This window comes from Paenirhodobacter sp. YD-8 (genome assembly GCF_056590935.1).
Genome location: NZ_CM152649.1, coordinates 534,561 through 558,638, shown reverse-complemented (window position 1 = coordinate 558,638; position 24,078 = coordinate 534,561). Strand labels below are relative to the sequence as shown.

Sequence of the window (24,078 nt, the reverse complement as noted above, 5' to 3'; positions counted from 1 at the left end):
CCAGAGCGAGAGACCCAGCCATGACCACTGCCACCACCGAAACGCCCTGGGTGCCGCGTGACCCCGACGGGTTCGTCACCTTGCAGGGCATGGTCCGTACCGAGCAGGGGATCTGCACCGAACGCGACCTCTACCTGCGCCTCGACGGGCTTGCCGCCTATTCCGAACGCTCGGGCCAGGTCAGCCTTGCCGAAAACGCCCGGCTGATCGCCAACACCTGGTTCAACCTCTTCAACCTCGGCAAATGGCGCGGCCTGTGCGGGCTCGAGGATCTGCACCTGCGCCTCGAGGGCCGCGGCCGGATGGAGCTGAAGGTCTTCGCGGCCTTCCCCGACCGCTCGTGGGAATGCGCGGTGAACGAGGAGATCGTTCTGGAACAGGGCCGGCCGCTGCGCTTCGAGCTGTCGCATGTGCTGGGCATCAATGACCGCGCCGTCACCTATTTCGAGCTGCGCGCGCTTGAAGACGGCTGCCTGTTCCTCGATGCCGCCTGGCAGACCCGGCAGGCGCCGCAGCGCAGCCCCGAGCTGATGCTGTCAATCACCACCTTCCGCCGCGAGGAGGCCGTGCAGGCCACCGTGCGCCGTTTCGAGACCTTCCTGCCCGGCTCGAGCCTGCGCGACAGGATCCACCTGACCGTCGTCGACAACGGCCAGAGCGCCGGCATCGAAAGCAGCGCCCATGTCACCGCGATCCCGAACGAGAACCTCGGCGGCTCGGGCGGCTTCGCGCGCGGGCTGCTCGCGGCACAGGACCGGGGCGCCAGCCATTGCCTGTTCATGGACGACGACGCCGCGATCCACATGGAAAGCCTCGAGCGGACCTGGATGTTCCTCGCCTATGCGACCGATCCGGCCACCGCGGTCTGCGGCGCGATGACGATGGCCTCGGCCCGCTTCTCGATGTGGGAGAACGGCGCCGTCTTCGACCACAACTGCAAGCCGCAGTTCATCGGCACCGACCTGCGCAACCCCGAGCAGATCCTGGCGATGGAATACGAGACCACGCGCAAGCCGCCGGCGAATTTCTATGGCGGCTGGTGGTATTTCGCCTTCCCGCTCGACCAGGTTGTGCACGAGCCCTTCCCCTTCTTCGTGCGCGGCGACGACATCAGCTTCAGCCTGGCGAACCCGTTCCGCATCGCGCGGCTGAATGGCGTCGTGTGCTTCCAGGACGCCGATTTCTCCGACAAGGAGACGCTGCAGACACTCTATCTCGATCTGCGCAGCCACCTCGTCCATCACCTGACCCAGCCCGGCCTGGCGCTGAGCGCGCGCGGCGCGCTGCGCATCCCGGCCTGGTTCTTCGCCCGCAGCCTGGTGCAATGCCATTACGAGACGCTCGCGGCGCTGAACCTCGCCTTCGAGGACGTGATGAAGGGGCCCGAATTCTTCGCCGAGAATGCCGACATGGCCGAGCGCCGCGCCACCATTGGCGCGCTGCGCCATGACGAGACCCTGCGCGACGGCACTCCCCCCGTGCCCGACCGGATCCGCCTGAGGATCCGCCGTCGCTGGGCGGCGCTGGCGATGCTTGCCACGCTGAACGGCCACCTGATCCCGTTCTACCGGCTGATCGGCAACCGCGTCACGCTGACCACCAGCCAGCGCGGTCAGCTTGCCCCGGTCTGGGGCGCGGCGCAGATCACCTGGCGCGACGAGAAGACCGGCAAATCCTTCACCATGGTGCATTCGAAGCGCCGGGCCTGGAAGGAGACGAAACGCTTCCTGAAGAACGCCCGCGTCTTCCTGCGCGATTACGACAAGATCCGGAGCGAGTGGCGCGCCGGCTATGACCGCCTCGCCACCGAGACCTTCTGGCGCAAGCGGCTGAAACTCGACACCCCGGACTGAGGCTCGAGGTCCGGGGGCCCTGCCCCCGGACCGGCAATCACAGACCGTATTCCCGGCGCAGCTCCGCGATGAATTCGGGCAGCCCCGGCTCGTCGCGGAAGCGGGGTTCCTGCGGCGAGAGCAGACGCAGGACGGCGCGGTTGGCCTCCTCTTCCGGGATCGGCCGCTCCTGACGCAGGGCCTCGAGATCGCGGAAGAAGGGCGTGCGTCCGGTCAGCGTCTCGAGATAGGCCTCGATCGGCGCAAAGGCATCGGCCATCGCCGCCCGCGCCGCAGCCCCGAAAAGCTCGACCTCGGCATTGGCCGGCACCGCCTTGTGCTTGCGCATCTCGATCAGGAACTGGCGCAGCACCTGCGCCCCCTGCGGCGCGAGCACACCGTTGCCCCGGCGCGCGATTTCCAGCGCCGCACTCGGGATGCTGGGGTTCGAATCGTCCCGCGGCATCCGGCAATTGCTGAAGTCCACAGAGACCGTCCGGGTGAAATCGAGAACCGAGCCCCCGGCCTCGACGATCTCCTCGTAGGGCCGGACATGCAGCCGGGCCTCGGGGCTGCGCTCGACCCAGGGCGCCAGCATCAACCGATAGTCGAAATGCACGGTGCTGAAATAGGCCTGCGTGCCGCCGGCGCTGAGACGCGGGATCTTCTGCCCGAACTTCAGACGCTGGCCGTGCCACGACACGATGTAATCGTCCGGGCGGCGCAGCGCGCAGTAGATCTCTGCCGGCCTGGCGCCGAGGATGTCATAAAGCTCGTCGATCAAAGTCTGATCGGCCTTGCCGAAATTCGCCATCACTTCCGAGCAGACGACCATCGTATGCGGCTTGAGATAGGCCTTCTGGTTGCGCAGGAAGGCCCGCATCTGCTGCAGCGACGGGATATCGGTCAGGAAGGGCGGCACCCGCCCCTTGTTGTCCTTCACCCGGGACGCAAGCATCCGGAAGGCCAGCGAGTTGTGCGGCTCGCGGGCGTTGATCGACAGCGTCCGGTCGAATTGCTCGGAGCCGAACAGGCTGCTCGCCAGCATGTAGCTGAGACCGTCGCTTTCCGTCGCGGGGTAGAGCACCCCCTGCCGCGCGAGGGGGATGCTGTTGCCTGCCAGAAACTGCTGCAAGGAAGTCGAGCCGACCTTGTGATGGCCGATGTAAAGGATGAGTTTCATACGCCTGTTGGCCTTGTCCTTGAAAAACGCTGGGCGAGACATGACGCGGGATCTGAGCCTTGCCCCGATGCGGCGCCCGGTCCGCGCAATCACCGGAAGCGCTCCGGCGCCGTGCAAGCCAGAGCGCGCCGCCCGGCCCTGCGCCCGAGCCGAGGGCCGCCCCGGGACCACGCTGCCCCCCGTCGGTGCGCCAGCTGCCGTTGCACCGGCACCGCCCCCGCTCAGAGTGGCGCGGCGACGAAGGCCGGCATCGCGGTTCCCTCCTGCGCATGCGTCAGGAAGGCGCGCGCGGCATCGAGCGCCTCGCGGATCGTCACGTCCATGTCGAGATAGCGATAGGTGCCCAGCCGGCCGACGAAGGTCACGCCCTGCTCGGCCTCGGCGCGCGCCACATACTCGGCCAGAAGCGCCTTCTCCTCGACCTGGCGGATCGGGTAGTAGGGGATGTCCTCGGGCGTGCAGGCGCGCGAGAACTCGCGGTAGCACACCGAGCCCTCGTGGCTTTCCCAGGGGGCGAAATGCTTGTGCTCGGTGATCCGGGTATAGGGCACCTCGACCTCGCCGTAGTTCATCACCGCGCAGCCCTGATAATCGCCCTGATAGCTGAAGCGCTCGAAATCGAGGGTGCGATAGCCGAGCCGGCCGAGTTCGTAATCGAACCAGCCATCCAGCGGCCCCGAGTAGAAGACATGGTCATACGCCCCCGCCTGGTCGCGGCTGAACTGGGTGCCAAGCCGCACCTCGATCGCCGGATGGTCGAGAATGCGCTCGATCATCGCGGTATAGCCGTTCTCGGGCATGCCCTGGAAACGGTGGAAGAAATAATTGTCGTCATAGTTGAAGCGCACCGGCAGCCGCTTCAGGATCGAGGCCGGCAGCTCGGAGGGCTGCACGCCCCACTGCTTGATCGTGTAGCCCTTGAAGAAGGCCTCGTAGAGATCGCGGCCGACGAAGCGCAGCGCCTGTTCCTCGAAGGTCTGCGGATCGGCGATCGTGGTGTCGGCCTGCTCCTCGGTGATGAAGGCGCGGGCCTCGTCGGGGCGCAGGGTCTTGCGGAAGAACTGGTTGATCGTGTGCAGGTTGACCGGCAGCGAGAACACGCCAAGCTCGCCCTGCGGATCGCGCGAGGTGGTCTTCACCCGATTCTTGTAGGGCTGGAAGGTCTCGAAGCGGTTGACGTAGTCCCAGACCTCGGCATCGTCGGTGTGGAAGATATGCGGGCCATAGACATGGACCATCACGCCGGTTTCCGCGTCGCGTTCGGTGTGGCAGTTGCCGGCCACATGATCACGTGCATCGACGATGGTGATCCGGTGCCCGGCCTCGGCCAGATGACGCCCGATCACCGCACCGGACAAACCGGCCCCGACAAGAAGAATATGCACGAAAAGCCTCCAAAACCGTCTCGGCGCACCCTACCAACAGCGCCCGGGGGAGGGCAATGGCACTCGGCGTCTCTCCGCCCGTGCTGCGCCATCGCCCGCCAGTTTCGGCTTGACGGCAGCCGGCCAGTGCCGGAGTGGCTAATTCCGAAGAGACGGACGGCGGAGACGGAATGACGCGCGCGGCAAGGACAGAGACATTGGCGGCCGTGGTCGTGACCTTCAACCGGCTCGGCAAGCTGCAGGTGACGCTGGCGCGGCTGCTTGCCAGCCCGGCCGAGGAGCTGGCGCAGGTGGTGGTGGTCGACAACGCCTCGACCGACGGCACCGCGGACTGGCTGGCGACGCTCGACGATCCGCGGCTCACCGTGCTGCGCGAGCCGGTCAACAGCGGCGGCGCCGGCGGTTTCGCCCGCGGCATGCGCGAGGCCGTCGCCCGCTTCGACCCCGACTGGCTGGTGCTGATGGATGACGACGGCTCGCCCGTGCCGGGCGCCCTTGCGGCCTTCCACGCGCTCGACAAGACGGGCGTCGACGGCATCGCCGCCGCGGTCTATTTCCCCGACGGCACGATCTGCGAGATGAACCGCCCCTCGCGCAACCCGTTCTGGCACGGGCGCGAGTTCCTGCGCACGATGCGCGGCGGGCGCGGCGGCTTCCATCTGCCCCCCGCGGCCTATGCGCTCGACCGGCCGAGCCCGATCGACGTGACCTCCTTCGTCGGCTTCTTCATCTCGCGCGCCGGGATCGCGCGGGCGGGCTATCCCGATCCGGACCTGTTCATCTATGGCGACGACGGGCTTTACACGCTCGGGCTGACGGCGAAGGGCGGGCGGATGTGCTTCGAGCCGCGGATCCGCTTCGAGCACGACATGGGCACCTTCTCGGGCCAGCAGCGCGGCGAGTTCCGGCCGCTGTGGAAGGCCTATTACTATCACCGCAACCTGCTGCTGCTCTATCGGCTGGCGGCGGGGCCGATGTTCTGGCCGGTGCTCCTGGTGATCTTGCCGAAATGGCTGATGAAGGCGCGGGCGCATGGCGGGGCACGCGGGCGCTTCACCGCCCTGATCGGGCGCGCGATCCGCGACGGGCTGACCGGGCGGCGCCATGTGCCGCATGCCGAGGTGCTGCGCTGGAGCGGCGAGGACTGAGCTACCTCAGCCCAGCATCAGCTTGCGGTGATACTCGATCGCCTCGTCGAGATCGGCGAAGACATTGAGCCGGCCGTGGTCGAGCACGATGCCCGCGCTGCACATCTCGCGCACCTGCGCCATGTCGTGGCTGACCAGGATCGCGTCCGAACTTTTCATCCGCTCCTTGAACACCGCCTGGCTCTTGAAGCGGAACGCGGCGTCGCCGACCGCCGTCACCTCGTCGATCAGGTAGGTGTCGAAGCGGATCCCCATCGACACGCCGAAGGCCAGCCGCGAGCGCATCCCCGAGGAATAGACCCGGATCGGTTCGTAGAAGAAGTCCCCGAGCTCGGCGAAATCCTGCACGAAGGCCATCAGCTCGTCGGTATCGACGCCGTAGATGCGGGCGATGAAGCGGGTGTTCTGCGCCCCGGTCAGCTCGCCGTGGAAGGACCCGCCGAAGCCCACCGGAAAGGAAATCGTCCCGTCCGAGGTGATGCGGCCGTGATCGGGGCGCATGGTGCCCGCGATCAGCTGCATCAGCGTCGACTTGCCGGCGCCGTTGCGCCCGAGCAGCGCAAGCGACGAGCCGGTGGGCAGCGTCAGGTTGAGATTGTCAATCACCACCCGGCGCTCGCCCTGCACCCAGAAGCTCTTGGTCAGGTTCTCGAAGCGGATCATGGATCAGCGACGGTCCCGGATCGAGTAGAACACCATCGCCGCGATCGCCCAGGCCAGCGTCAGGAACAGCGCCATCAGCCCGAGGATGTCCCAGCTGCGCGGGAATTCCGATGTCTCGGGCAGGGTCGGGCGGACATAGGCCGCAAGATAGCGGCTTTGCCGCGCGGCATTGGCGCGGGCGACATCGACCGCGGCGAGGGCGGCGCGATAGGTCTCCTCGGCGAATTGCTGGTCGACGTTCAGCCGCTCGTATTCCGAGATCAGGCTCGGATAGTTCTCGGGCAGCGCGCTCGGCTCGCCGGTGGCGCTGGTGAAGCTCTGCCGTTCCTTGACGATTCGCTCGCGGATCACGTCGATGCGCCGGCTGGCCTGCTGGAGCCGCGGGTCGTCGCCCGGCCCGCCTTTCTGGTCGAGCAGCAGATCACGATCGATCAGCGCCTGCGCCAGCTGCTGCTGCAGGTTGTTGAGCACCCCCATCCGGCCAGCGAGGTCAGAGGACGGATCGACCATCTGCGTGCGGGTCCGGAACTGGGTCATGGCCTCGCGCGCGCCCTTCAGCCGGGTCAGCGAGGTATCGAGATCCTCGAGCGCGTAGCGCATCGTGTCCTCGCGCGCCGTCGTGTTGAGGTCGTTGATCATCTTCTGGCTCTCGCGCACGACCTCGGAGGCGACCTTCTGCGCATCCTCCGGCGAGAAGGCGAGCACGCGCACCTCCATCAGCCCGGTCGACTGGTCGTAGGAGATCCGCACCATGCGCTGCCAGTAGTCCAGCAAGTCCTCGATCGTGGCATCGGGGGACAGCGCGAAGACCGGGTCCCGGGGCCAGTTCTGCGAATAGAGGCCGATGAGGTCGATCCGCTTCGAGATTTCCGAAACGATCTCCTGGCTCTGGATGAATTCATACAGGATGTCGCTGTCGCGCGAGCCACCGCTGGTGCCGACGAATTGCGACAGCCCGCCCAGCAGCGAGGTGGCGCCGGAGGTGCCGTCCTCCTGGCGCACGGTGAAGCCCACGGTCGAGGCATACTGGTCGCGCGCGATCAGTCCCAGATAGAGCGCGGCGACGAAAAGCGGAATCAGCACGACGGCGGCAAGGCTGTAGATCAGCCCGCGGTGCCGACGCTTGAGCGTCGCGACCGCGGGCAGCGGCCGGACGATGACCGTCGGCGGTTCCTTGGCTGCGGCACCCGGCCCCACGCGGCCCGCACCGGCCATTCCCCCGGGGCCCATCGCACCCGGCCCCATTGCGCCAGGTCCCGCCGCCCCCGGCCTGCGGCCGACTGCGGCACCGGGACCGGCACCGGGGCCGGCCCCTGCCCCCGGTTGACGCGGTCTCTGCGCCGCCCCTGGTCCCGCCGGCGTTGCGCCGGCAGCCGCCGGAGCCGCCGCAGGGGCGCCCGCCCCCGCTCCGGGCACACGCGGCCTCTGCACCGCCCCCGGCCCCGCCGGTGCGGCACCGGCAGCCGCCTGCGTCCCCGCGGGGGCGCCTGCACCTGCTCCGGCAGGAGCCGCGGCCCCTGCTCCGGCAGGAGAGCCCGCTGGCGCGCCGGCGGGCGCCATCTTCGCAGCTGCAGCACCTGCCGGCGCCACCGCGTCCCGCGCGCCTGCCGTGGGCGCGGTTTCCGGCGCAGTGCCGCCGCCCGCGATCGTGTCTTGTTTTGTCAAATTGCTGTCCCGAGATGGCCGGAATTGATCTTGTTGCGGTTATTCTACATAATGCGGGCCTGAAAAACTAGAACAACAATCCGTGCGATGTCCCCAAGCGATCTGTCTCCGCCAAGCGAGCCCAGCCGTGTGCAGACGCGGCAATTCGCCACCCTGCGCACCATCATCGCCCTGATGCTGCGGGAAATGTCGACCCGCTACGGGGGGTCGCCGGGCGGCTATGCCTGGGCCATTCTCGAGCCCCTGGGCGGCATCCTGGTGCTGGCGGCGGGCTTCTCGCTGATCATGCACGCCCCTGCGCTCGGCAACAGTTTCATCCTGTTCTATGCGACGGGGATGATGCCTTTCCTGTTCTACAACAGCGTGGCCGGCGCGATTGCCAGCTCGCTGCCCTTCTCGCGCCCGCTGCTGCGCTATCCGAGCGTCACCTGGATGGACGCCATCATCGCCCGCTTCGTGCTGAACTCGCTGACCAATCTCATGGTCATCTACCTGCTGTTCACCGGCATTCTGCTGGCTGCGAAGACCGGAACGGTTCTGGACTTCGGCCCGATTCTCGAGTCGCTCGTGCTGTGCGCGCTGCTCGGGCTCGGGGTCGGCACGATGAACTGCCTCCTGTCCGGGCTCTACCCGACCTGGACGCAGGTCTGGTCGATCATCACCCGGCCGCTGTTCCTGGCCTCGGGTGTTCTGAACACGATGGAACAGCTGCCGCACTCGGTTCAGAACATCCTGTGGTACAACCCGCTCATCCACATCATCGGGCTGATGCGGCGCGGCTTCTATCCGATGTACAATGCCGATTACGTGTCGACCGCCTATGTCGTGTCGGTTTCGCTGATCCTGTCCGCGCTCGGGCTCGTGCTGCTCATGCGCTATCACAAGGACATCCTGAACACCTGACCCGGACGGGGTCGGGTGCACAGGGCGCAAAGGGAGACGGCGCCATGCCGCGCGACATTCTCTGGCTCGGTCTGCACAAGACCGGCACCACCTTCCTGCAAAAGTCGCTCGACCGGTCGCAGGAGGCGCTGCAGGCCGCAGGGCTGGGCTGGACCGGGCTCGAGCCGTTCCGCACCGCCTGGACCCGGCCGCTGCTGCACGCCGACCATGACGCCGCCCCCGCCCCGGCCGAGACCTTCCCCGACTGCACCCGCCGCCTCGTCTTCGACGAGAACATCCTCGCGCTGGTGCAGGATGCGGTGACACCGGCCGGGCTTTACCCGCAGGGCGCAGATCGCGCGCAGATCGTGGCGCGCCATCTTGGCTTGCGGGCGCCGCTGCTGGTGCTGGGGCTGCGCGGCTTCGCGGGTTACCTGCCCTCGCTCTATTGCGAGACGCTGAAATCGACGCCGTTCCGGCCGTTCCGCGCCTTCCTGCGCTGGCCGCCCGAGGCGATGAGCTGGCTGCCGCTGATCGGGCGGTTGCGCGCGGCCTTCCCCGACAGCCCGATGCTGCTCTATCGCGCCGAGGATCTTCCCGGAAACGAGGCACGGCTTCTGGCCGCCGTCACCGGCCTCGCGCCCGACGCCTTCACCTTGCACGAGGGCACCGAGCGCCCGGGCTTCTCGCAGGCGGCGATCGACGCGATCACCGCCCGGGCCGAGACGGCACCGGTCGATCCCGAGACGGTGAAGACGGTGGCGGCGACACTGCCGCGCGGCGGGAACCTGCCCGGCTTCGATCCGTGGGAGGCGCGCGAGCACGCGCTGTTTCGCGCGATCGAGGCGCGCGACCTCGCCGTCCTGCGCCGCCGGGCAGAGGCGCGCGGAACCGGGCTGCGCCTTTTCACCCCCTGACCGGCAGCTCGGTCCACAGCGCCACCGGCCCGTCTGCGGTCACCGTGATCGGCGGCGGAAACCGCAGCGCCTCGGAAGCCTCGGCGCCATGCGGCAAGATCAGGGTGAGCGCGATCTCGCCGTGCTCGCCGCGGATGATGTCCGAGGCGAGCCACGCGCAGCCCAGCGCGTCACAGGGCAGCCGCTCGCCCGGGGCAAGCGCGCCGAGATCGAGCGCCAGCCCGTTCAGCGTCAGCACATCGCCGGCGACGGAAACCGAAAGCGCATCGTCGCACCGCATCGGGCTCGGGGTGATGAGAAACATGGGCGCCCCTCTCGATCAGAACCAGCGGCCGACGAACGTCAGCTCGACCAGGCACGCCACGCGTGCCCCGCTCAGATCCCAGCAATGGACACTGACCTGCGTCGCGGTCTTGTTGCTGATTGCGATCACGCCCGGGGTCGTCGCCTGGGCAAGCCCCGAACTGCGATAGGCGCCGGAGATGAAGCTTGCGGGCAATGTCACCACCAGCGCCCCCGTGGCCAGCGTCGCCACCGCGCGCGTGCAGATCTGTGTGCCATCGGCAAAGCGCAGATACTCGCCGTTCGCATTGCTGCCGCGCTCGATCAGCGCGCCGGTCGGCACCCCCGCCGATTGCCCGACCGTGCCGAGGACATTGCCCCGGCAATAGCCGTAATCGGCGCGCATCAGCCGCCCGGCCGTGGTGTCGCTCGCCGATTGCTGCACCGCCTCGCCGGCCAGATGCCCGCTCGCGCGGTCAAGCCTCAGCGCCGAGATCCAGCTGCCGCCATCGGCCGAGACCTTGACCGACAGATCGTCATCGCCCGCAAGCCCGATCTCGGCCCGCCCCGACCAGCCGCTCTGGAACAGCAGCGCCGCGGTCTCGGCCGCCCCCGCCTTGTTGATCTTCAACTGATGCCCCGCGCCCGCGTGGCTGAGCAGCGTCGCCGGCGCCGCGACGGAGAGCCGGTTGACCGCGTCGAAGCCCGTGTTGATGCCGAGACCGGCGCACCCGGAAAAGAGCGATCCCCAGCCCGCCCCGTCCCAGATCCGCAGGTCGGCCTCGGCCCGCCCCCAGGCCCGCCAGCCCGGGCGCGGCGTCACGAAGAGCCACCCCGTCCCGACGCGGACCGCAAGCCTGCCCGCCTGCCCCTCCCAGGCCCCGGTCGGCACCGCCCCCAGCGCCCAGACCTCCCCCTCCCCCGGCGTCGCGGGCGGCGTCTGCGCGTCGAAGCCCTGCACGACAAGCTGCACCACGGCATCGAGAAGCTGCAGCGCCTCGTTGTGGGTGACGTGCTTTTGCGCCTGCGCCGGCAGGATCCGCGGCAGGTCGAGGTTGGCGGTGGTGTCGGCCATCGGGGCTCTCCAGAAGATGCGTCGTCCCCGACTGTTCCGCAGCGCGGCAAAGATCCGGTTAGGGCAGCGCACGCTGCCTCCCCCACGGTTTCGGCCAAGCCCCGCCCATGGTTGCCCCTACGGCACAAACAGCCTTGTCTCGCCCCGGCTTTCCCCCGATAAACCGGGCCGACAGATCAGGCAGGAATTTGGACGATGAAAATTGCGGTCGCGGGGCTCGGCTATGTCGGGCTGTCGAACGCCATCCTGTTCGCCCAGCACAACGAGGTCGTCGCCCTCGACGTCTCGGCCGCACGCGTGGCGCTGGTCAACGACCGCAAGTCCCCGATCGTCGATGCGGAATGCGAGGACTACCTCGCCCATCACGCCCTGAACCTGCGCGCCACCACCGATCCGGCCGAGGCCTTCGCAGGCGCCGATTTCGTCCTCATCGCGACACCCACGAATTACGACGCCCAGAGCCACCGCTTCGACACCTCGAGCGTCGAGGCGGTGATCGGCCAGGTGCTGCAGATCGCGCCCGCCGCGGTGATGGTGATCAAGTCGACCATCCCGGTGGGCTTCGTCACCCAGATCCGCGCCCGGACCGGCTCCGACGCCATCCTGTTCTCGCCCGAATTCCTGCGCGAGGGCCGCGCGCTTTACGACAACCTGCACCCCTCGCGCATCGTCGTGGGCGAGCGCAGCGAGCGGGCCCGTGTCTTTGCCGAACTGCTGCGCGCGGGCGCGATCGACCGCGACTGCCCCGTGCTCTTCACCGACCCGACCGAGGCCGAGGCGATCAAGCTCTTCGCCAATACCTACCTCGCGCTCCGCGTCGCCTATTTCAACGAGCTCGACAGCTATGCGCTGACCAACGGGCTGAACACCCGGCAGATCATCGACGGCGTCTGCCTCGACCCGCGCATTGGGGGGCATTACAACAACCCCTCCTTCGGCTACGGCGGCTATTGCCTGCCGAAGGACACCAAGCAGCTTCTGGCGAATTACAGCCAGGTGCCGCAGAACCTGATCAGCGCGATCGTCGATGCGAACCGCACCCGCAAGGATTTCATCGCCGACCAGATCGTGGCGCGGCACCCGAAGGTGGTGGGGGTCTACCGGCTGGTGATGAAGGAAGGCTCCGACAATTTCCGGCAAAGTGCGATCCAGGGGATCATGAAGCGGATCAAGGCGAAGGGGATCGAGGTCATCGTCTATGAACCCGCCCTCGCCGAGGACAGCTTCTTCCATTCCCGGGTGATCCGCGACCTCGATGCCTTCAAGGCCGAGGCCGGCCTCATCCTCGCCAACCGCCTTGCCCCGGCCCTTGCCGATGTGGCGCACAAGGTCTTCACCCGCGACCTCTTCGGCGTGGACTGAGCGTTTCCGCGTGGATGCTGCATCTGCACAGCAGATGGGCACATCCGCAGATGCCCTGCCTGACCGACCGTAAAGAGGTGGCAGGCGGGGCGGTTCCAAGCTAGGCTCTGCCACAGGCCTTTCTTTTGCGACATACCTCCCCCATGACGACATCCAAAAGCCCCAAGACGTCCGGCACCCGTTCGCGGAGTACCACCCGAAAGAGCTCGCTCAAGCGCAAGGCCATCCTGATCCTCGGCATGCACCGATCCGGGACCTCCGCACTTTCCGAGCTGCTCATCGCGCTTGGCTGCGACGGGCCGGCAACACCGATGCCGGCGGCCGAGGAGAACCCGCGCGGCTTCTTCGAGTCCTCCCCGCTCTTCCGTCAGCACGAGGCCCTGCTTGCCTCCGCCGGCACGAGCTGGAACGACTACCGCCCCTTCCCCGCCTCCTGGCTGGACTCGCCCAAGGCCGACGAGTTCCGCGAACGCATCCGCGACACGCTCGAGGCGGAATATGGTTCCTCCAGCCTCTTCGTGCTGAAGGACCCGCGCATCTGCCGCATCCTGCCGTTCTGGACCGGGCTGCTCGCCGAGATGAAGATCCAGCCCGTCATCGTGCACACGCATCGCAACCCGCTCGAGGTCGCCGCCTCGCTGGGCGCGCGCAATGGCTTCGCCCCCGAATACGCGTCCCTGCTCTGGCTGCGCCATGTCCTCGACGCCGAGGCCGGCAGCCGCGGCCTGCCACGCGCCTTCACCAGCTATGACCGGCTCCTCGCGAACTGGGGCGATGTCGCCAAGAAGATCGGCCGCGACCTGCGGATCTCCTGGCCGCGGCTCTCCTCGGTCAACATGCCCGCGCTGCGCGACACGATCGAGCCCGAGCTGAAGCATCACGCGATCGCCCCCGAGGCGGTGCTGCAGGACAGCCTGATGTCCGAATGGCTGCGCGACACCTACCGGATCCTAGAATCCTGGGCCGAGACCGGCGAATCCGCGAGCGATCATGCGCGGCTCGACGAGATCCGCCGCGCCTTCGACGAAAGCGCCGTGCTTCTCGGCCCGCTCGTCACCGCCGAGGACAACGGCAACCGCGAAGCGCTCGCAGCGTCCCGAGCCCGGCTCGCCGAGCTCGAGGCAGCCCTGGCCGAGGGGGCGAAGGCGATCGAGGCCCTCAACGCCGAACGCAGCGCCGCTCAGGCGCGGCTTGCCGAGATCGAGCCGCGGCTTGCCGAACACGCGCAGGCCATTGCCGCCCTCACCGCCGAACTTGACGCCGCCCGCAGCAGGACGGCCGAGATCGAACCGCGCCTTGCCGAACGCGCCAAGGCGATCGAGACCCTCACCGCGGAACGCAATGCCGCCCGCGCCAAGGCTGCCGAGATCGAGCCGCGCCTCGTCGAACGCGCCCGGGCCGTCGAGGCCCTGGCCGCCGAGCGCGACGCCGCCCGGGCCGAGCGCGAGGAGCTCGCTGCCGAGCTCCTCGCCCAGATCGAGCAGCGCACGGCGCTCAAAGCCGAGCGTGAAGCACTGCAAGACGAGCTGACCCGGGCGCTGAACGCGCTCACGCAGCGCAAGGCCGAGATCGACGACGCCACCGACACGCTTGCGCGCACGCAGGAGGCCCTGGCCCAGGCCGAAGACCAGCTGCAGGGGCAGACCGAAGAAGTCGAGATGCTGCGCAACGCCCGCAACCGGCGCGACACCGAGCTTGCCGAGATCACCAGGGCCATGCTGGCCGCCCGCAGCGCGCTGGCGCAGCGCGAGCGGGACCTCGCCAAGACCGCGGCACGTGTCGCCGAGCTGGAGGCCGAATTCGCCGCCCTTACCGCGCGGCGCGAGACCGAGGCCGCGGCAAATGCCGCCGCCCTGCAGACCGGCCGACAGGAGCTCGAGAGCGCCCTGGCGGCCTTGCGGGCCAGCCGGAACGAGGCCGAGGCCGCCCGCGCCGCGCTGACCCGCCAGCAGGCCGAAGCGGCGCAGCTTGCCGCAGAGCGGCTCGCCCTCGGCAAGGCACTGGAGAACAGCCGCGGCGCACTTGCGCAGCGCGAGCAGGATCTTGCACGAACCGCCGCGCGTCTTGCCGAGATCGAGTCCACGGCCGCGGCCAACGCCAGCGCGTTGCAGACCTCGCAGCGCGATCTCGAGACCACCCGCGCGGCGCTGGCGCGCCAGCAGGCCGAAGCGACGCGGCTTGCCGCCGAGCGCCTCTCGCTCGGTCAGGCCCTAGACGACAGCCGCGACACGCTTGCGCAGCGCGAGGAAGACCTCGCCCGCACCGTCGCGCGTCTCGCCGAGATCGAGACCGAGCTCGTGACCGTCGTCTCCCTGCGCGAGGCCGAGTCCGCCGCAAGCAGCGCCGCCCTGCAGACGGCGCAGAGCGATCTCGAGGCCACCCGTGCTGCGCTCGACTCCGAACTGGCGGAAAACCGCACCACGCTTGCGCTGCGCGAGAAAGACCTTGCCCGCACCACCGCGCGTCTCTCCGAGATCGAGGCGGAGCTCGTGACCCTCGTCACCCTGCGCGAGACGGAAACCGCCGCAAGCAGCGCCGCCCTGCAGAGCGCGCAGCGCGATCTCGAAGCCACGCGGGCCGCGCTCGGCGCCGAGCTGGCGGAAAGCCGTACCACGCTTGCGCAGCGGGAACGTGATCTTGCACAGACCAGCGGACGTCTGGCGGCGGCCGAAGCCGAAATGCAGCGCAGCACCGTGCAGCGCAGCGCGCTTGAACGGCAGGTCCGGACCCAGTCGACCGAGATCGCCACCCTCAGTGCGGCGAATGCCCAGCGCGACGCCGAGCTTGCCCAGATCGCCGACGTCGTTTTGGGCTATCAGAAGAGTCTCGAGGATGCGGCGGCCAGCACCGCGCAGAAACAGCGCGACGCCATCGCGCTGCGCGATGCGCTGTTCGAGGCTCGGGACCTGCTGACGCAGCGCTTCAACCTGCCGCAGCCCGCCATGGACGCCGACAGTGCGGAAAGCGCGGCGGTGCTGCTGGCGACCCTGCGCCAGCAGATCGACGCCCTCGCCGACAGTTATCAGCAGACGAAGGACCAGCTTTCAGCGGCAAGCACCCACAACGAGGCCCTGTTGCACTCGACCTCGTGGCGCCTGACCTCGCCCCTGCGCTGGCTCGTGCAGCACCTCCGCCGGGGCTGATCCCGCGCGCCCGCAACCGGCGCCGGCATCGTCCCGCCGCACGGCGGAGCGTGCCGGCACCGGTGCCGGTCTCGGGTTCCCTTTCGGGATGATCCTTCTCGGGATGAGCCCGCTGCCGTCACAAGCAGGCGGCATCGGCAGTTGTCGCGCGCAACCTGGTCCGGGGCAGCCCGGATCGGCGCCGGCTTACTCCTGCCGGACGGCTTCGGGCGATTGATCCTGCCGCAGACGGGAAACGACACTCTCTTCCATGATCCGCGACAGACAGCGGGTCAGATCCTCGAGATGCCGGCTGTCACGGAAGCAGCGCCGATCGAGGCGGACGTTCTCCTGCGTGACCCTCTCGAGCGCCGCATCCAGCCCGGCGATGCGGTCGAGGTTTTCAGCGAGGCTGCGGTGCAGCTCCTCGGTCTCATGGTTGCGCTGCTCCAGCGCGCTTCGCAGACCATCCGCCCGGTGACTTGCCTCGGCCCGTGCCTCTTCGGTCTGCGCGAGCTGCCCCTCGAGGCGCAGCTGGGCTGCGCGCAGATCGGCGTTTTCCGCAAGGGCGCGCGCCAGTCGCTGCTGAAGATCCGGACAGAACGCGCGCAGGTTCTCCGCCTCGCTCCGCAGCAGATCGCGTTCCGCAGCCAGTTCGGCCGTCCGCTGTTCCAGGATGCCACGGGCCCTTTGCTCCGTCGCATGGTTGGCCCGATGCCCCTCTGCCTCGGTCCGCAGCCCCTCGACCTGCGCGGCCAGCACCGCAAGCTGCTGCTCGGCGGCACCTCTGGCGCGCTCCTCCGCCTCGGCCCGGGTGATGTCGAGACGGGCGGTCAGCTCCACCACTGCGGCCCGGTCCCGCAACTGTCCCCGGCGCAGCTCGAGGCTGTCGCGGAACAGCCCGGCCAAGGCGAATTCCGACTGTTCGATGGCGACGCTGATCCGGTCGAGCGTGGCATGGTCTGCCGGATCTTCGCCGCTGACGCTCCAGCGCGTCATGATCTCGAGCGCGGTCGCCATCCAGTCCTGCGCGCCCCCGGAGACCGCCCCCTGCTCGAAATGCCGCAGATCGCCGCTGAGGAAATCGGCAACGCCGCTGGTCGCCAGGCTGCGCGGCCAGGAGATCCCGATGGTCTTGCCGATCTTCCCGATCTCCTGCTGCCAGCTGCGCATCAGCAGGTTGTAGGAGGTATGGGCCCGCGGCTGGCCGCGGGTTGCGGCCTCCGCCTCGAGAACGTGGCGCAGCCAGATGAACTCCCCATAGCGGAGATCGTGAAACCTGTCGTAGAGCTCCGAGAATTGCGTTCCGCGCTGCAGCGAGGCCGCCACCTCCCGCGGGTCGCGATGCGTCAGCACATAGCGGGTCTGGCAGCCGCTCTGCCCGAGAACCTTCTGCCAGAACGGCAGCAACCGGCAGATCCGCGGATCCTTCAGCACGAAAAGATACGAGCGGCCGAACTCCTCGACCAGGGCCTCTCCGGCCCGCGCCTCGAACTCGCGGGCTTCGGGCGAGGCATACCAGTCGGCAGGCACGGCCTCGAAGCTCGCCCAGTCCCGGCCGGCCGCCCGCAGGATCTCGTCATTCAGCGCCGTGATCCGGCTGGATTCGAAGAACCCCGTCTCGTTCATTGCCGCAGGGGGCATCAGATCTTTGGGCAGATCGCACCCCATGCGCCCGAGGGTCCCGGCCAGAGCCGAGGTGCCAGAGCGATGCATCCCCAGAACGATCAGGGCGATGCGGGACGAGGACGAGGTGCGGGGCTTCGAAGTAACCATGATACGCCTTATCTTCTCAGGTACCGGGCGCGCCCGCCACCTTTTTCTTCAGCTCGGCGATCTGGGTGCGCATCTGCGCAAGCTCCTCGGCCATGGCAAAGATCATCTTGAGCATCTGCTGTTCCACCTCCCAGGAAGTGGGATGCTTCACCTGCTTCGGCGGATTTTCGAAGGACAGAACCGGCTCGCCCGAGGCCACCAGCAGCGCATTGATCTCCGCAATATCCTCGGCCCGCCCTTGGACCAGGGCGGCAAGGGCTTCGGCGGAGGGGAACAGCGTGTCGAGCGTCCCTAGCCGCATTTCGTTCTGGTCCCAGCGATCAACGAAGGACATCGCACGGTCGAAGGTTGGGGGGATGACCTCTGCCTTCTTCGCCCCGTTGTAGACAGCGTGCAGCGCAAGCTCCACCGTGTCGGGCGAGACATTCTCGTTAATCGTCGGAATGTCGACGAGACCGTTCACCTTCATGAAGTGCTGCACGACATCATCGACGGCGTCGAAGTTCATCAGGCGGAAGCTGGCCGGAAACGTGTCGCGCCATGGTGCGATGATCGGCCCAAACTTCGGCCCTTGATGCTCGAAGCGCCTGATCCAGGTGTCGAAGTCCAGCAACGGGCCGGGATAGCTCTTATGCCGCAGCCCCCATTGCGTGTAGGCGCTGATTGCCCATTTGTCGTGGCGCCGGATGAAGGCCTGGATCTCGATCTCGACCCCCTGCGCCTGCAAGTCCCTCAGAACGGGCAGGACCTTTGCCGGCCGCTGCAGGATCCACTCGTTGCTCCAGATCGCCAGGCGCTGCCCCCGATCGGCCAGCAGCGACAGTTCATCGGTCAGGACATCCCTCAGCTCGGCGACGGCGATGTCGCCTGGGACCTGATCAAAGAAGATGTCAGATCCAGTATAGCGCTGCCATTTCTTGCGCTCGGGCGTCTGCGCATGCTCGAGCATCAGCCCAAGATATTTCACACGCTGTTCCGACAGGGCGCTCTCGGCGGCGAGAAGGCTCTTCTGAATCGAACTCGACCCGGTCTTGCCATGGCCGATATGGACAACCAGTTTCATTGAAGCTCCTACCTCCTGTGGTCGAGCGTGAAAACGAAGACCTGCCCCGGCCATCGGCGTTTCAATAGCTGGCCTTGCGCAGCAGATCCAAAACGCGCCGCGTCTTGCGGACCGGGGTATCCTCGCGGTTGCGGACCGTCTCGATCAGCAGCGACTCGACCTCTGGAAGCTGTGCCACCGCCAGATCGCGCAGATCCTGCGCCGTGGTGACCACGAACGCATCCGCGGGCCGCCGCTCCGGCAGCGCCTGGCCTAGCCGCTCTTCCATCCAGGCCAGATCCTCCTGGTTCCGCGCCGTGACCTCGCCCCAAATCTGCGGAGAGACGGTGAAACGGCGGGTGCCGATCTGCCGCCAGGTCTCGATGAAGACATTGTTCCCCATCTGCGCCGACGGAAACCCCGCAACATACCCGTCACCCAAGCTGCGCTGCAAAAACAACAGGGCCGTGGCCTCGGCGCTGAGCGACTGATTGGACTCGTGGCTGCGCTCGGGACTGGTGTCTGTGCCCAAGAGCGCCGCAAAATCGGTGACCACGTCGCCATCGCGCAGATACTCGCGGTCATAGATGCGTAGGGTCGTCCGATCGCGGCCGAAGATCTCATCCAGATGCTCGAACCGCTGCCGGTACCTGGGCCACAGCGTGTCCGGATCGAAGGTCTTGACGGTATGGTCTTTCAGTTGCTGCTGGAACGCACTGACCGCAAAGGACAACGGGTCTCGGACATACCCGATCACGGTAATGTCGTCGGTCCATTCACTGAAGAAATCGAACATGTTCTGGCACGCCAGCGGGAATCGCGGCGAGGAGATGTTCTCGGCGGAGAACACGAAAGTCTTGTCGCGGCTGCGTTCCAGATCCTCGGTGATCGACTGGCGCCACTTCGCCCGTTGCTCTGGCAGCGTCGCCAGGAACGCGGGCCCCCTTGCCTTGAAGCCGTGATAGTCTGGAAACAGCTCCGGATTCTGGAACAACAGGATGAAAAGCCCGCAGTGGTTGCTGCTGCCCCAACGGGCATAGACGATTTCCTCGTCCGTCTGGGCGCCCATAAAATCCTGGATAGAACTCGAGCCTGTCTTGTGCATCCCGGCATGGATGACGATGCGCATCAGATCAGACCCTTCTCTGGTCGAGCTTGTGCACGAAGACCGAGTCGAGCCCCAGATGGGTGCTCATCGCCGGCCACAGCCGCTCGATCAGGTGGAATTCGGTGCCGTCATTGGCGATCGGCTCGTTCGGCCAGGGGTAGCTTGGCCCGAACATCTCGTTCATCGCGAGGACCACCGAGCGGCGGGTCCAGAACATGTTGCCGACCGGGAACAGCAGCGGGTTCTTCGGCATCGGCCCCGGCAGACGGTCGGCGAACTTCGGCAGAAGCTCGCGCGATGCGTTCCACGGGATGAAGTAGGGTTCGAATGGGGCGACCAGCCCCACCTTCTGGTCGGAAAGCCGGGTGATGGCATCGGAAACGGCGCTCTCGGAGCCAAGCAGGATGCGCATCAGGAACTGGCGCCAGATATCCCCCGCATCCGTGGTGCTGACGGATTTCTTCTGATGCAGGTGGCACCAGATCTCGTCCTCGCCGGCTGCCCCTCCGGGATAGAACAGCTCCATGAAGGGCAGGATGTCACGGCCCCGGTTCTTCACCAGCACGATCTCGGGCGAAAGACCTTCGAGCCCCATGATCTCGCAGATCTCGTCGCCCTTCTTCGGCGTGTCGGTGGTCACCACGATCCTGCGCGCCAGGTGATAGGCATGGTGGCTGCGCAGGTCATCCAGCAGATCGTCGGTGTAGAAGGCGTGGATGTGCATGGAGAAGTCGGGCACCTTCGCCTCTGCGGCCGGGATTTCCCCATAGGGGGCCAGCCGCAGGTTGCGATGGATCCAGTTATCGGAGGCCGCCAGCGTCTCCTCGACCTCGTTCAGGTCGCGCCACAGCAGCCGGCGCCGATAGCGCATGGTCTTTTCCCGCTCGCGGATGCGCAACTCGGCATCCTCGTCACGGCTCGTGAACAGCATCGGCAGGTCGATCTGCGATTTGCCGACGACGAAGTGGCGCTGCTCCCCAAGCCTGCGGAACAGCTCGTCGCGCAGGCGCGCGAACAGCTTCGGCCGCGCTGCGCTGCCGCTCGAACCGGGCGAGGGCTCCTTGCGCGGCAGCGCCAGGATCGCGGCAGCTGCGGCTTCCGGGTTGCCGTATTCAACCGAGATGAAATGCTCGGAGCCGCGATAGTGGCTGTCGCCGAAACCGGAGGCGCCCTCGAACTGCACGATCCGGCAGCCGGCATCGAGCGCGTCGAATACCACGTTCGGCAGCGGGTCGAGCCGCGAGGAGACGAACATCGCATCGGACGCTGCCAGAACGTCCGGATAGGCCGGCCCGGCAGGCAGGAAGAACAGGTTGCCGCTCGGATCCCCGGCCCCGATCTGGCGCAGATGGTAGTTCATCCAGGCGCCGAAGCCCATGTCCTCCGGGTTCAGCCCGTCACCGATCCAGACGAACACCGTGTCCGGGTCGCGGCGGCAGATCTGGGCCGCCATGACGAAGATGTCGGTTCCCTTGCGCCACTGCAGATGCCCCGCGCCGCAGATCAGGCGCACATCCGTCAGGTCGCGCCCGATCATCTGCGACAGCCGCGCGCGGGCCTCGGCAAGGCCCTCCGCATCGACGCCGCCGACGGTGAAATTGCGCTGCGGCACGATGGTGCAGTCGCGCTCCATGTCGAATTCGATGTCCTGCAGTCGACCGTCCCAGCTGTCGCGGACATGCTCCGACGAGAACACCAGCAGATCGGTGAAGAGCCCGGTGAAGGTCGATTTGTAGGCCGGGAAGGTATAGTCCGCGTATTCGTGCACATAGGCGAGGAACGGGATCTCCCGCGCGACCAGCAGCGGGATGAAGGGGAAGGCCTCGACCGAGTTGGTGATCGCGAAGTCGATCTCCTGGAAGATCTCTCCGCGGTAGAAGTCGAAGTCGCGCTGCGGCTGCGCGGTGATCAGCACCTCGCAGGCATGGTCGCGGATCTCATCCAGCAGCGGGCCGTCGCGCAGGGCGGCCACGATGACGTTGTGCGTGCGCGCGGCCTCGCGGGCCAGATCCAGCCCGACGATCGGGGCGCCGGTGCGCGACAGCTCGTGCACAACAATCATGCAGGTCGGGCGATCGGCGGAATAGCTGCAGCGCCCGCGGACCTGCGACTTGCGCAGATCGGCGAGGATGCGACGCTTTTCCTTCGCGCCGTAGAGCAGGTAATGCAGCAGCGGATCCATTCGCGCGTGCTTGATGTCGGGATGCATGTCGAGATAGCCGGTCATCGAGAAGTCCGACACCATCGCGTCGACGGGAGCGCCGAGATGGATCAGCTCGCAGGCGAGATGACAGGCCCCGGGCACGCCGTCCCGGATCGCCGCGGCAAGGTGCGGATCGACAACCAGAGCGGTGAGGACGTCGTCGATCGCGCGTCCTTCGTTCAGCAACTTCTGGTAGAATGTCGGCGCATGACCGGCCGGCTGCCCCTCGGCCTCGTAATGGCGCAGCAGACCGGCCGGATCCCCCGCCAGGTCCGGGAAGATCGCGCCATAATGGTCCGGGTCGAAACGGAAATCGGGCCGGTCCGCCAGCACGCCGACGATCGCGGCATATTTCTGCCAGAGCAGGTCGAGAGTCGTCATTTCAGGCTCCAGGCAAATGTCTCGCGCAGCAGATCGACGAAGAGGGCATCGTCGACCGGATTCTCCCCGACCACCCGCATCAACGCGAGGAACAGCGGGCTGCTGGCGATCATCTCTCCGAGGCGCAGCATCGACAGCGTGCCATCATCCGCGAATTCGCATGTGAAATCATAGAGTCCCAGGTTTTCGGGAAGCAGGTTGCCCTCGCTCTCCCCTGCCGTCATGGGCCGGTTGAGATAGAGCAGCGGCTTGTCGGAATCGCGGAACTGCGTGGCCATGAAACGGGCCAGGACCGGGAAGATTCCGGAAACGCCGCCCGGATGCTGAAGGAATTCGAAGGTGAAGAATTCGTCCTCCAGCTGCCGGATGCGCTGCGACGTCAGACCGGAATCCGGAAAAATCACCAGAGCCTTGGGACCTGGCCAGACGGCTTCCAGCCCCGCGGATGGGGCGGATGCAAAGGTAGGGGTCGTTATGATCAGCATGTGGAATTCTGTTCATCCAAGAAATGGGTGAGGGCTTCCCTGGCCCACGCTCCCGTCGCGTCACTTGATACCCGCGGGCCGTGTATTGGTCCACTTGAATTCGGCTCCAACGAGCCACCGTCGACGTGCCGGTGGCCCTGTCTCCTAATTTTGAGGCAGCTCCAGCTCATTCCCCGGCGCCGGAATGACCCATGGTGATTCTGCAGGTGCAGCAAGATTGCGAGGGAATCCCTGCAAAACGCTGCGGCCGACCCCGCGGACATCGGCGAGGCGCCGGCACCTCGGCGGGAATCCGCTACAGCTTGCAGCCCGGCCCCGGCACAACCACAGCTTGCGGTGGCCGCCCCGCGCGAATCCCCTGCGCCGGCGGCTCGCTGCGGCGCAGCAGGGATGGCCCTGCGGCCATGCCCAAGCCGGCGTCAGCCGCCGGAAAAAGTCGCAACTGAAGCCCAAAAATCCGGCGCCGGACCGCCTGCGCCCCATGGCCGGACGGGGCTGGAGCCGCATCTATATTGCTCTTTGACAGTGTTCTGGTATCGATAACGCTCCGGCGACCATCCGGTCGAGCATTTGACGGAGATCCCCTTTGAAAGTTCTATTGATCGGAGGATGCGGCTTCATCGGCTCGCATGTCGCCGACAGGTTGCTCGCAAGCGACCTGCAAGTTCGGGTTTTCGACCGCCGGCCAGAGCTGTTCCGCCCACCGCTTGCCGGGGTGGAATACGTGATGGGCGATCTGGCCGATACCGCCCAGATCTACGAGGCGATGAGTGGGGTGGATGCGGTCATCCACCTCGTCAGCACCACGGTTCCCTCCACCTCGAACCTCGACCCCGAAGCCGACATCACCGGCAACCTGGTGGCAACGGTGCGCCTGCTCGAGATGATGCGGGCCGCCGGCGTGCGCAAGATGATCTACCTGTCGTCGGGCGGCACGGTCTACGGCATCCCCCGCACCGACCCGGTGGCCGAGACGCATCCGCTGCAGCCGATCAGCTCCTATGGCATCGTCAAGGTGGCGATCGAGAATTACCTGCACATGGAGCACCACCTGCACGGGCTCCAGCATGTGGTCCTGCGGGCCTCGAACCCCTACGGGCCGCGCCAGGGCCACACTGGCATCCAGGGCATCATCGGCACCCATCTTTGGCGCATCGCCAAGGGCGAGCAGGTCGAGGTCTGGGGCGATGGCAGCATCGTGCGCGACTTCATCCATGTCCGCGACCTTGCCGACCTGTGCATCGCCGCGCTGAACTCGGATGCCAGCGGCTGTTACAACGCCGGCTATGGCGAGGGGGCCTCGGTCAACGACGTGGTGCAGGGCATCGACCGCACCGTCCAGGCCACCGGCGGGGCGCCCGTCGTCCCGATCTACAAGCCGGGACGCAGCTTCGACGTGCCGCGCGTCGTTCTCGACATCACCCGGGCCCGCAGCGATCTGGGCTGGTCGCCGAAGATCACCCTCGACGAGGGGATCGCCGAAAGCTGGGACTGGGTGCGCGAGCAGATCGGCAATCACGCCCACTGACGGCCACCGACCTTGCTCCCTGACGCGCCGGCGCCGGGG

General features: G+C 67.1%; 18 protein-coding genes. 7 read left to right on the top strand and 11 right to left on the bottom strand.

Translation table 11 applies throughout. The annotated features are described in order from the left end of the window. Window positions 1-20: 20 nt before the first annotated feature. On the top strand, window positions 21-1,853 hold the full coding sequence (locus AC0QTQ_RS02750) for a glycosyltransferase family protein (protein WP_480258150.1): 1,833 nt from the start codon (window positions 21-23) through the stop codon (window positions 1,851-1,853). Window positions 1,854-1,890: 37 nt separating this feature from the next. On the opposite strand, the gene AC0QTQ_RS02745 is transcribed toward AC0QTQ_RS02750, so the two are convergent. Both AC0QTQ_RS02745 and glf read right to left on the bottom strand, forming a co-directional pair. Beyond that, a complete protein-coding gene (locus AC0QTQ_RS02745) occupies window positions 1,891-3,015 on the bottom strand; it encodes a hypothetical protein (RefSeq protein ID WP_480258149.1) in 1,125 nt (374 codons plus the stop codon). 221 nt (window positions 3,016-3,236) lie between these two features. Beyond that, window positions 3,237-4,400, bottom strand: coding sequence for a UDP-galactopyranose mutase (gene glf, locus AC0QTQ_RS02740; protein ID WP_480258148.1), 1,164 nt, complete (start codon window positions 4,398-4,400; stop codon window positions 3,237-3,239). A gap of 206 nt (window positions 4,401-4,606) precedes the next feature. On the opposite strand from glf, the gene AC0QTQ_RS02735 reads away from it, so the two are divergent. After that, a complete protein-coding gene (locus tag AC0QTQ_RS02735) occupies window positions 4,607-5,548 on the top strand; it encodes a glycosyltransferase (RefSeq protein ID WP_480259185.1) in 942 nt (313 codons plus the stop codon). A 6-nt stretch (window positions 5,549-5,554) separates the two neighbouring features. Here the strand turns inward: AC0QTQ_RS02735 and AC0QTQ_RS02730 are convergent, their stop codons facing one another. After that, window positions 5,555-6,211 carry an ABC transporter ATP-binding protein gene (locus AC0QTQ_RS02730; protein ID WP_480258147.1) on the bottom strand — a complete coding sequence of 219 codons (657 nt, stop codon included), beginning with the start codon at window positions 6,209-6,211 and terminating at the stop codon, window positions 5,555-5,557. Window positions 6,212-6,214: 3 nt separating this feature from the next. Then, window positions 6,215-7,426 (bottom strand): KpsE/RkpR family capsule polysaccharide export protein, encoded by a 1,212-nt coding sequence (locus AC0QTQ_RS02725; RefSeq protein WP_480258146.1) that lies wholly within the window; start codon window positions 7,424-7,426, stop codon window positions 6,215-6,217. 579 nt (window positions 7,427-8,005) lie between these two features. Between AC0QTQ_RS02725 and AC0QTQ_RS02720 the strand changes: the two genes are divergently transcribed. Together AC0QTQ_RS02720 and AC0QTQ_RS02715 are read left to right on the top strand one after the other, a co-directional pair. After that, window positions 8,006-8,779: an ABC transporter permease gene (locus AC0QTQ_RS02720; protein WP_480258145.1), complete on the top strand. Its 774-nt coding sequence runs from the start codon at window positions 8,006-8,008 to the stop codon at window positions 8,777-8,779. A 44-nt stretch (window positions 8,780-8,823) separates the two neighbouring features. Then, a complete protein-coding gene (locus AC0QTQ_RS02715; protein ID WP_480258144.1) occupies window positions 8,824-9,675 on the top strand; it encodes a hypothetical protein in 852 nt (283 codons plus the stop codon). On the opposite strand, the gene AC0QTQ_RS02710 is transcribed toward AC0QTQ_RS02715, so the two are convergent. Beyond that, on the bottom strand, window positions 9,665-9,979 hold the full coding sequence (locus AC0QTQ_RS02710; protein WP_480258143.1) for a hypothetical protein: 315 nt from the start codon (window positions 9,977-9,979) through the stop codon (window positions 9,665-9,667). The genes AC0QTQ_RS02715 and AC0QTQ_RS02710 overlap by 11 nt on opposite strands. 15 nt (window positions 9,980-9,994) lie before the next feature. Further along, entirely contained in the window at window positions 9,995-11,032 is a 1,038-nt protein-coding gene (locus AC0QTQ_RS02705) for a DUF2793 domain-containing protein (RefSeq protein ID WP_480258142.1), read from the bottom strand. 195 nt (window positions 11,033-11,227) lie between these two features. Between AC0QTQ_RS02705 and AC0QTQ_RS02700 the strand changes: the two genes are divergently transcribed. Both AC0QTQ_RS02700 and AC0QTQ_RS02695 read left to right on the top strand, forming a co-directional pair. After that, a complete protein-coding gene (locus AC0QTQ_RS02700) occupies window positions 11,228-12,394 on the top strand; it encodes a nucleotide sugar dehydrogenase (protein ID WP_480258141.1) in 1,167 nt (388 codons plus the stop codon). A gap of 239 nt (window positions 12,395-12,633) precedes the next feature. Next, the gene (locus AC0QTQ_RS02695) at window positions 12,634-15,537 is read left to right on the top strand and encodes a hypothetical protein (protein WP_480258140.1); all 2,904 of its coding nucleotides are present in this window, start codon (window positions 12,634-12,636) and stop codon (window positions 15,535-15,537) included. A 186-nt stretch (window positions 15,538-15,723) separates the two neighbouring features. Here AC0QTQ_RS02695 and AC0QTQ_RS02690 read toward each other — a convergent pair whose 3' ends face one another. The 5 genes from AC0QTQ_RS02690 to AC0QTQ_RS02670 form a co-directional block, all read right to left on the bottom strand. Continuing rightward, window positions 15,724-17,292, bottom strand: a complete 1,569-nt coding sequence (locus AC0QTQ_RS02690; protein WP_480258139.1) for a sulfotransferase family protein — start codon at window positions 17,290-17,292, stop codon at window positions 15,724-15,726. 16 nt (window positions 17,293-17,308) lie between these two features. Then, entirely contained in the window at window positions 17,309-18,355 is a 1,047-nt protein-coding gene (locus tag AC0QTQ_RS02685; protein WP_480258138.1) for a hypothetical protein, read from the bottom strand. A gap of 61 nt (window positions 18,356-18,416) precedes the next feature. Next, window positions 18,417-19,463: a hypothetical protein gene (locus AC0QTQ_RS02680; RefSeq protein ID WP_480258137.1), complete on the bottom strand. Its 1,047-nt coding sequence runs from the start codon at window positions 19,461-19,463 to the stop codon at window positions 18,417-18,419. A 4-nt stretch (window positions 19,464-19,467) separates the two neighbouring features. Beyond that, the gene (locus AC0QTQ_RS02675) at window positions 19,468-22,026 is read right to left on the bottom strand and encodes a rhamnan synthesis F family protein (protein WP_480258136.1); all 2,559 of its coding nucleotides are present in this window, start codon (window positions 22,024-22,026) and stop codon (window positions 19,468-19,470) included. Then, window positions 22,023-22,511: a hypothetical protein gene (locus tag AC0QTQ_RS02670; RefSeq protein ID WP_480258135.1), complete on the bottom strand. Its 489-nt coding sequence runs from the start codon at window positions 22,509-22,511 to the stop codon at window positions 22,023-22,025. The genes AC0QTQ_RS02675 and AC0QTQ_RS02670 overlap by 4 nt, the downstream gene beginning before the upstream one ends. 598 nt (window positions 22,512-23,109) lie before the next feature. Here AC0QTQ_RS02670 and AC0QTQ_RS02665 point away from each other — a divergent pair. After that, window positions 23,110-24,039, top strand: a complete 930-nt coding sequence (locus AC0QTQ_RS02665) for an NAD-dependent epimerase/dehydratase family protein (RefSeq protein WP_480258134.1) — start codon at window positions 23,110-23,112, stop codon at window positions 24,037-24,039. The last annotated feature ends 39 nt before the right edge of the window (window positions 24,040-24,078 follow it).

Bases quoted from the DNA above. Each gene is read 5' to 3' on its own strand.
- AC0QTQ_RS02705 (WP_480258142.1), bottom strand. From the start codon at position 11,032: ATGGCCGACACCACCGCCAACCTCGACCTGCCGCGGATCCTGCCGGCG.
- AC0QTQ_RS02715 (WP_480258144.1), top strand. From the start codon at position 8,824: ATGCCGCGCGACATTCTCTGGCTCGGTCTGCACAAGACCGGCACCACC.
- AC0QTQ_RS02725 (WP_480258146.1), bottom strand. From the start codon at position 7,426: ATGGCCGGTGCGGGCCGCGTGGGGCCGGGTGCCGCAGCCAAGGAACCG.
- AC0QTQ_RS02675 (WP_480258136.1), bottom strand. From the start codon at position 22,026: ATGACGACTCTCGACCTGCTCTGGCAGAAATATGCCGCGATCGTCGGC.
- AC0QTQ_RS02710 (WP_480258143.1), bottom strand. From the start codon at position 9,979: ATGTTTCTCATCACCCCGAGCCCGATGCGGTGCGACGATGCGCTTTCG.
- AC0QTQ_RS02695 (WP_480258140.1), top strand. From the start codon at position 12,634: ATGCACCGATCCGGGACCTCCGCACTTTCCGAGCTGCTCATCGCGCTT.
- AC0QTQ_RS02685 (WP_480258138.1), bottom strand. From the start codon at position 18,355: ATGAAACTGGTTGTCCATATCGGCCATGGCAAGACCGGGTCGAGTTCG.
- AC0QTQ_RS02700 (WP_480258141.1), top strand. From the start codon at position 11,228: ATGAAAATTGCGGTCGCGGGGCTCGGCTATGTCGGGCTGTCGAACGCC.
- AC0QTQ_RS02680 (WP_480258137.1), bottom strand. From the start codon at position 19,463: ATGCGCATCGTCATCCATGCCGGGATGCACAAGACAGGCTCGAGTTCT.
- AC0QTQ_RS02750 (WP_480258150.1), top strand. From the start codon at position 21: ATGACCACTGCCACCACCGAAACGCCCTGGGTGCCGCGTGACCCCGAC.
- AC0QTQ_RS02730 (WP_480258147.1), bottom strand. From the start codon at position 6,211: ATGATCCGCTTCGAGAACCTGACCAAGAGCTTCTGGGTGCAGGGCGAG.
- AC0QTQ_RS02670 (WP_480258135.1), bottom strand. From the start codon at position 22,511: ATGCTGATCATAACGACCCCTACCTTTGCATCCGCCCCATCCGCGGGG.
- AC0QTQ_RS02745 (WP_480258149.1), bottom strand. From the start codon at position 3,015: ATGAAACTCATCCTTTACATCGGCCATCACAAGGTCGGCTCGACTTCC.
- AC0QTQ_RS02690 (WP_480258139.1), bottom strand. From the start codon at position 17,292: ATGGTTACTTCGAAGCCCCGCACCTCGTCCTCGTCCCGCATCGCCCTG.